Source organism: Romboutsia sp. 13368 (assembly GCF_018336475.1).
In the GTDB taxonomy this organism is placed as follows: domain Bacteria; phylum Bacillota; class Clostridia; order Peptostreptococcales; family Peptostreptococcaceae; genus Romboutsia.
This window is the reverse complement of record NZ_CP048741.1, coordinates 872,336-879,663: the sequence shown is the minus strand read 5'-3', so window position 1 is coordinate 879,663 and position 7,328 is coordinate 872,336. Positions and strand designations below refer to the sequence as shown.

6 protein-coding genes are annotated in these 7,328 nt (G+C 29.7%); all 6 read right to left on the bottom strand.

The window, feature by feature from the left end; translation table 11 throughout:
* Window positions 1–123: 123 nt before the first annotated feature.
* Window positions 124–1,185, bottom strand: a complete 1,062-nt coding sequence (locus G3997_RS03545) for a sodium ion-translocating decarboxylase subunit beta (protein WP_442971235.1) — start codon at window positions 1,183–1,185, stop codon at window positions 124–126.
* Window positions 1,186–1,277: 92 nt separating this feature from the next.
* A complete protein-coding gene (locus G3997_RS03540) occupies window positions 1,278–1,643 on the bottom strand; it encodes a biotin/lipoyl-containing protein (protein WP_296648194.1) in 366 nt (121 codons plus the stop codon).
* 82 nt (window positions 1,644–1,725) lie between these two features.
* Window positions 1,726–2,043 (bottom strand): OadG family protein, encoded by a 318-nt coding sequence (locus G3997_RS03535; RefSeq protein ID WP_296648190.1) that lies wholly within the window; start codon window positions 2,041–2,043, stop codon window positions 1,726–1,728.
* A gap of 15 nt (window positions 2,044–2,058) precedes the next feature.
* Window positions 2,059–3,456: an oxaloacetate decarboxylase subunit alpha gene (locus G3997_RS03530; RefSeq protein ID WP_296648187.1), complete on the bottom strand. Its 1,398-nt coding sequence runs from the start codon at window positions 3,454–3,456 to the stop codon at window positions 2,059–2,061.
* A 361-nt stretch (window positions 3,457–3,817) separates the two neighbouring features.
* Window positions 3,818–4,543 carry a hypothetical protein gene (locus G3997_RS03525; RefSeq protein ID WP_296648186.1) on the bottom strand — a complete coding sequence of 242 codons (726 nt, stop codon included), beginning with the start codon at window positions 4,541–4,543 and terminating at the stop codon, window positions 3,818–3,820.
* A gap of 234 nt (window positions 4,544–4,777) precedes the next feature.
* Window positions 4,778–6,907 (bottom strand): adenosylcobalamin-dependent ribonucleoside-diphosphate reductase, encoded by a 2,130-nt coding sequence (locus G3997_RS03520; protein ID WP_296648184.1) that lies wholly within the window; start codon window positions 6,905–6,907, stop codon window positions 4,778–4,780.
* Window positions 6,908–7,328 lie beyond the last annotated feature (421 nt).

Sequence of the window (7,328 nt, the reverse complement as noted above, 5' to 3'; positions counted from 1 at the left end):
ATAAAGTCCATCATTATWAAAAAAWTTCTTGTCCAAATTATCACCTCTAATAAATGCTATATGAACTATTATAACCTAAACCCTAAAAAATAAAAAAGCTACCCTAAAAGGATAGCTTTTATTTTAACTAAAGAATTTTAAAAGTATTCCTGCAACTACTGCAGAACCTATAACACCAGAAACATTTGGCCCCATTGCATGCATAAGTAARAARTTTGATGGATTTTCTTCTTGCCCAACCTTTTGAACAACTCTTGCTGCCATAGGAACTGCAGAAACTCCTGCTGCACCTATCATTGGATTGACTTTACCACCAGTTAATTTACACATAAGTTTTCCAAATAATACTCCTGATGCAGTACCTACAGAAAATGCTACAAGACCCATAGCTGTAACTCCTAAAGTTTGAACTGTTAAAAACGTCTCTGCATTAGCAGTAGCCCCTACTGTAAGACCTAAAAATATTGTTACTATATACATTAATGAATTTTGTGCTGTTTCAACTAACTTTGGAACTACTCCACTTTCTTTTAGTAAGTTACCAAACATAAGCATTCCTATAAGTGGTGCTGCTGTAGGCAATAGTCCTATAACTATTATCATAGTAACTATAGGAAATACTATTTTTTCAGTTTTAGAAACTGGTCTTAATTGTTCCATTTTTATTTCTCTTTCTTCCTTAGTTGTTAAGGCTCTTATTATTGGTGGTTGTATAACTGGAACTAAGGCCATATATGAATATGCCGCAAGTGCTATAGTTCCTAGCATATGTGGTGCTAGTTTTGATGTAAGTTGTATTGCAGTTGGACCATCTGCTCCCCCTATTATACCTATTGAAGCAGCTTCTAAACCATTAAATCCAAGTAATATTGCTCCTAAAAATGCAAAGAATATACCAAATTGAGCYGCTGCTCCAAGTAACATAGTTTTAGGATTTGCAATCATYGGACCAAAGTCTGTACTWGCACCTATACATANNNATATTAATGGTGGGAAAATGCCTAACTTAACACCTTGRTATARATAATATAAAAGTCCACCTATTTCACCATCAGTTGGAGGTTTCATTAAGTCTACTCCTGGCATATTTGCAAGCAACATACCAACTGAAATTGGTATTAATAAATATGGTTCGTATCCTTTTTTTATAGCTAAATATAAAAATACGCAAGCTATTAATATCATTATTATACTTTTAATTCCCATATTAGCAAAACCTGAATCTAATATGAAATTGCTTATCATATCTCCCATAGTAACATCCCCCTTAAAATACATTAAGCCATTTCTAATAATACTTCACCTGGATTTACATTTTGACCTTTATCTACAGCTATATTTGTTACTTGGCCATCTCTTGGTGCTACTATTTCATTTTCCATTTTCATAGCTTCAAGTATAGCTAGTACTTGACCTTTTTTAACGCTTTGACCATTACTTACTAATATGTTTGTTATTGTTCCTGGCATTGGAGCATTTATAGATTCTCCACCTGTAGCTTTTGGCTTTTGTACTTGTGCTTTAGGTTCTGATTTTGTCTCTACTTTAGATGTTGGCTCTACTTTTTGTCCTGCTTTTACTTCTTCTATTTCAACTTCGTATACTTTTCCATTTAATTTTATATGATATGTTTTAGAACTCATTTTTAAATCCCCCTATTTAACCTTTTTTTAATTTTTATTATTTATTTAAGATATAACTATATTAATATAATTATCTAAATTCCTATGAAATTCTTGTTATTTTCTTTATATGAAGATTTGGATTAGGTATACCATCTCCTAGCATTATAGATGCAGCAAGTGCTACTACTATTTTTTCTTCTTCATCAATATCAAAACTATCTACATCATTGTCTTCTATATGTTCAATACTACCGTTGCATCTATTATTAATTGGTGGTGTTTTTACCTCATTTTCATTTTTAAATATATACTTAAATAAACTAAGTACACCTGATATTAATAATAGTATTAAAAATACCATTAGCATACTTGATACTGTTATATATAAAGCTTGCATTAAACTTAAATTTTCACCCATATTATCACCTATTTTCTACATAGTTACATTTATAAATTTAATCTTATTATCATCTTCTTTTTTAACTTCTGTTTTATTATATTTATTTTCCAAAAACTTAGGAGCAACTTGTGGGAATAATGCAACTGCCAATACGTCTTCATCATTTTTAGCTAAAGATCCAGCTTCTATTTTCATTTTTTCAAACTCAGGCTCTATTAAATCTGCAGGTCTTACAGTTATTACTTCTTCATCACCTATTATTTTATGTCTCATTTCATCACTTATAGGTCCTGGAGACTTACCATAATTACCTCTTACATAGTCTTTTATTTCTTTTGGAATTAATTTATATCTCTCCCCTGTTAATACATTAAATAAAGCTTGTGTTCCTACCATTTGACTCATTGGAGTAACTAGTGGAGGATATCCTAAATCTTGTCTGACTCTTGGAACTTCTTTTAAGACATCTTCATATTTTTCTTCAGAATTTTGTTGTTTTAATTGTGATAAAAGGTTCGATAACATACCTCCTGGTACTTGATATTTTAATGTTTGAGGTTCTGTTAATAATACTTTTGGATTTAATATACCATCTGCCATATATTTGTCTCTTATTGGTTTAAAGTATTCTGCAACTTCTAGTAATTTTTCTGTATCTAGACCTGGGTTTCTTTCCATTTCAGCAAATGTTATTGCTAAAGATTCTGTTGGTGGTTGGCTTGTTCCTCCACTAAATGGTGATATAGCTGTGTCTATTATATCAACTCCAGCTTCAACAGCTTTCATATATATCATATCTGCTATTCCACTAGTACAGTGAGTATGTAGTTCTATAGGAATGTCGGTAATTTCTTTTATACGTTTGACAAGATCATATGCTTTATATGGAGTTAAAACCCCTGCCATATCTTTTATACATATAGAATCTGCTCCCATAGATTCCATAGTTTTTACTAAGTCTAAGTAATATTCCGGTGTGTGTATAGGACTTGTAGTGTATGATATTGCACATTGACAATGGCCATTATATTTTTTTATAGCTTTAACTGAAGCTTCTAAGTTTCTTACATCATTTAATGCATCAAATACTCTTATTATATCTATACCATTTTTTATAGATAACTCTACGAATTTTTCTACAGTATCATCTGCATAATTTCTGTATCCTAATAAGTTTTGACCTCTTAAAAGCATTTGAAGTTTAGTATTTTTAACATGCTTTCTTATAAGTCTTAGTCTTTCCCATGGATCTTCATTTAAAAAACGAATACATGCATCAAATGTAGCTCCTCCCCAAACTTCCATTGCATAATATCCAACTTGGTCCATAGTTTCAAGTATTGGTATTATTTCATCAGTCTTTAATCTTGTAGCAATTAATGATTGATGCCCATCTCTTAATGCTGTTTCTGTAATTTTTAACTTATTCATAAATTGACTTTTCCCCCTATCAAGTTTATGTTTTTAAATTATATTATAATGTMTCTAGCTATAGCACTTCCGCTTATACCTGCTCCTATTACTGCTATATCATACATATTTTTAYCCCCCTAAGCTTTTCCTAAATTAAATCCTATGTAAAATATTTATTAATTAAAAAATTCGCTTCGCTTGAGCGACGTGTCGGCGAAACACTTCATATCGCCAATTATATATCCTCGCTAACTCTTCGGATATATCCGTTGCTCAAAATGTCATTTTTTCAAAAAAATAGAGAGTCCCCCCTATACACTGTATAGAAGGCTCTCTCATCTCTTAGCCATAGTATTTATTTTTAGTAAATCGTTTTCTTTTATATTTTTATAGTAGCACACTTATTATTTCCGTTTCCAGTATTTGCATTATTATTTCCATTTCCACTATTCGTATYGTTGTTTTGTGTTCCAGAATTTGTATTATTACCGTTTCCAGTATCTATTCCTAACATATTGTTCATTTGTTGTAATAAATTATTAAATTGAGATTCAGATTGATTGTTATTATCTGGTCTTGTAGCTTCGTCAACTGATCTTATAAAATCATCTTGACCTTTATCATATATATCATCAGGTAAGTTGTCTAATTTTTTTAATCTAGCATCTATATCTGATATAGTTCTTTCTCCTTCAGATATTAATTGTTGATTCATATCTGATATTTGCTGGTCATCTGTTTTTGCATCATTTTTTAAATCATTAACAAATGTTTGTATTTTATCTCTAGAATCCTGGTATGCTGCTCTTAAATCTTCTACATATTGTTTATTACCTGGATATTTGTTAGTTTTGTAGTATTCTGTTGCAGTTTCTGGTGTTTCATACATTCTATACATACCTAAATTACTTAAATTCGCATCATAAAAGTTAGCGTATTGACTTGTGTAATCAGTAGGCGTAGTAGTAGCAGCATTATTTTGCTGTGCTGTAGCATTATCTTGCGTTGGTGTAGTTCCTTTGTTGTTGTTATTGTTGCTACATGCTACTAGTGATAATGATAAAGATAATGCTATCCCTGTTAATAATATTTTATTAGCTTTCATATTATACCTCCTATAAAATTGATTTATCATAAATATTGTTTGTAATTTATGTAAATATAKTMTAATAACTGGAGTGTTTATTGGACTATCAGCAAACTACCTTTTAGCCCATTTACTAAGRYTATCATATTTTAGAGATAAATTAGCATTAGATAAAAATACTGATGCTATTACTTACGAAAACTATAAAAAAGCCTAGGATTTTCCTAGGCTAATTTTTAATGCTATAAACTTTTAATTACATTTACTATGTCCACATTGAAGACATATTCCACATCCACCAGTAGGTATTACTGTTTTATTACCACACTCTGGACATATAAACTCTTCTGTATCTGAATTATTTGTATTTTCCTTTTTTACTTCTTCATAAGAGTTATCTTTTTTATGTTCTTTAGGGTTTTCATTTACTAAAATTCCACTTCTTTTRCATCCATCTCTGTATATAGTTATTCCTTTTAGTTTGTTTTTCCAAGCAGACATATATATATTATAAACATCTTCAACAGTTGCTTCATAAGGTAGGTTTATTGTTGATGAAATAGATGCATCTATATATTTTTGCCATGCACTTTGCATTTTAATTCTTTCTTCTGGGTTTAAATTCATAGCTGTTACAAATATATCTCCTAATTTATCTTCATCAGTTATTTCATTTATATCCATATACTCTTTTACTATAGGTGTATATACTTTATAGAATACATCTTCATTATGAAGACTTACTGTTTTTCTAAAGTATGATAGGTTAAACATAGGCTCTATTCCTCCACTTACACCAAGCATTGTAGATATAGAACCTGTTGGTGGTATAGTAAGAAGTTGTGAATTTCTAAGTCCATATTTTCTTACTAATTCTTTTACATCCTCACTTACATTATTTATGAAGAATTTTGATTTAAATATAGCTTCTTCATTGTATTTTTCATAAGGACCATACTCTTTTGAAAGAAGTGCTGATTGAGTTACTGCTTCATTTAACATTATGTTAGATAATTCTTCACATAAACTGATAGACTCATCAGACCCATATCTTATATTAAGTTTTATAAGCATATCTGCAATACCCATAACTCCTAGACCTATTTGTCTATATTTTGATACGCTTTCTCTTTGTTGAGTAAGAGGATGAAGTGGTAATCCTTCTTCTAATACTTCATTTAAACCAACTACACAATCTCTTACACATTCTCTAAATTTAGTTCTATCAAATACTGCAAACTCTGTAAATGGTTCAACTACAAACTCTGATAGATTTATAGAACCAAGTAAACAACTTCCTCCTGCTGGTAGTGGTTCCTCTGCACAAGGATTAACWCCTGCATATTTAAATTTACTATCTTCACTTAGCATATGATTCTTTTCTATATTGTCCCAAAATAGTATTCCAGGTTCTGCATAGTCCCAGTTGTTAACTATAAGCTTCATAAATAACTTATAAGCATCAACTTCTTTTACAATTTCTTCTCCAGTTGCTTCTACTTTAAATTTACATTCATACATAGCTTTATTTAAAACAGCTTGCATAAACTCATCATTTATTTTAACTGATATGTTTGCCTTAGTTACTTTTTCCAAATCAGTTTTTACATCTATAAATTCTTCTATATCAGGATGACTWACATCCATACATATCATTAAAGCTCCACGTCTTCCTCTTTGTCCAATAAGACCTGTTGTCATAGAGTATAAGTCCATAAAGGATACTGCACCTGTTGTAGTTTTTGCAGCGTTATTAACTAATGCTCCCTTAGGTCTTAAATTTGATATATCAATTCCTACTCCACCACCATAACTGAAAGTTCTAGCTAAATATTTTGCTGTATTAAAGATACTTTCTAAGTTATCCATAGGTGGCTGTAGTACATAGCAATTTGAATAGGTTACTTTTATGCCATATTTAGGTAAACCTCTATTTGCAAGTATTCTACCTGCGAATAAGAATTTTTTATCTCTTATTAATTTTGCTATCTTTTTATTTCCTCCAGATACTCTTTCTATCCATTCATTAAAACTTTCATTATTGTATTGATATTTATTTGCCCAAATAGATTTTTGAAGTTCATCCATTTGCCATTTATTATTTCTAACTTCTGATCTTTTTTCTCTATATAAAATGTATTTTTTAGCTACATCCTTTCTATTAGATTCCATTAGTAAAACTTCAACAGCATCTTGTATATCTTCAACTGTAAGTTTTATCTTTTCTTCTTTTATCATATTCTCTATTTCATCAGCTATTTTTTTGCCTAAATTTTTATCTATTCCATATTTACTMTTTATAGTTGATTTGTAAACAGCATTTATTATCTTGTTTCTGTCAAAAACTTCATAACTGCCATCTCTTTTCTCAAGTTTTGTCATAAAAACACCTCATATCATCTTTTTTGTCAAATTGCTTATATTATTATATACCCTACCYATTTACTTTGACACAATATATTGTGTTTTTATTTTATTTTTTTATTCTTTAATACTATATATTGTATTAAAAGAAAWTAAATAGTAACAAAATAAAACTAAGGGTAAGAAATAAAATAAAAATGTTATACTACTAAATACCAATATATCACCATCTTTCAATTATAAAAAATTCGCTTCGCTTGAGCGACGTGTCGGCGAAGCATTTAGTATACATCCGTTGCTCAAAATGTCATTTTTACTTTCATACAAAAATTACCAATATTTTTNGCATAGCATAAATTCCTAGTAATTAAAAAAGGTGTCTCAATATGAACTTAATACTTATTCTTAGATACAAAATATCTAAGTGTATTTTATTAGT

Bases quoted from the DNA above. Each gene is read 5' to 3' on its own strand.
- G3997_RS03540 (WP_296648194.1), bottom strand. From the start codon at position 1,643: ATGAGTTCTAAAACATATCATATAAAATTAAATGGAAAAGTATACGAA.
- G3997_RS03535 (WP_296648190.1), bottom strand. From the start codon at position 2,043: ATGGGTGAAAATTTAAGTTTAATGCAAGCTTTATATATAACAGTATCA.
- G3997_RS03530 (WP_296648187.1), bottom strand. From the start codon at position 3,456: ATGAATAAGTTAAAAATTACAGAAACAGCATTAAGAGATGGGCATCAA.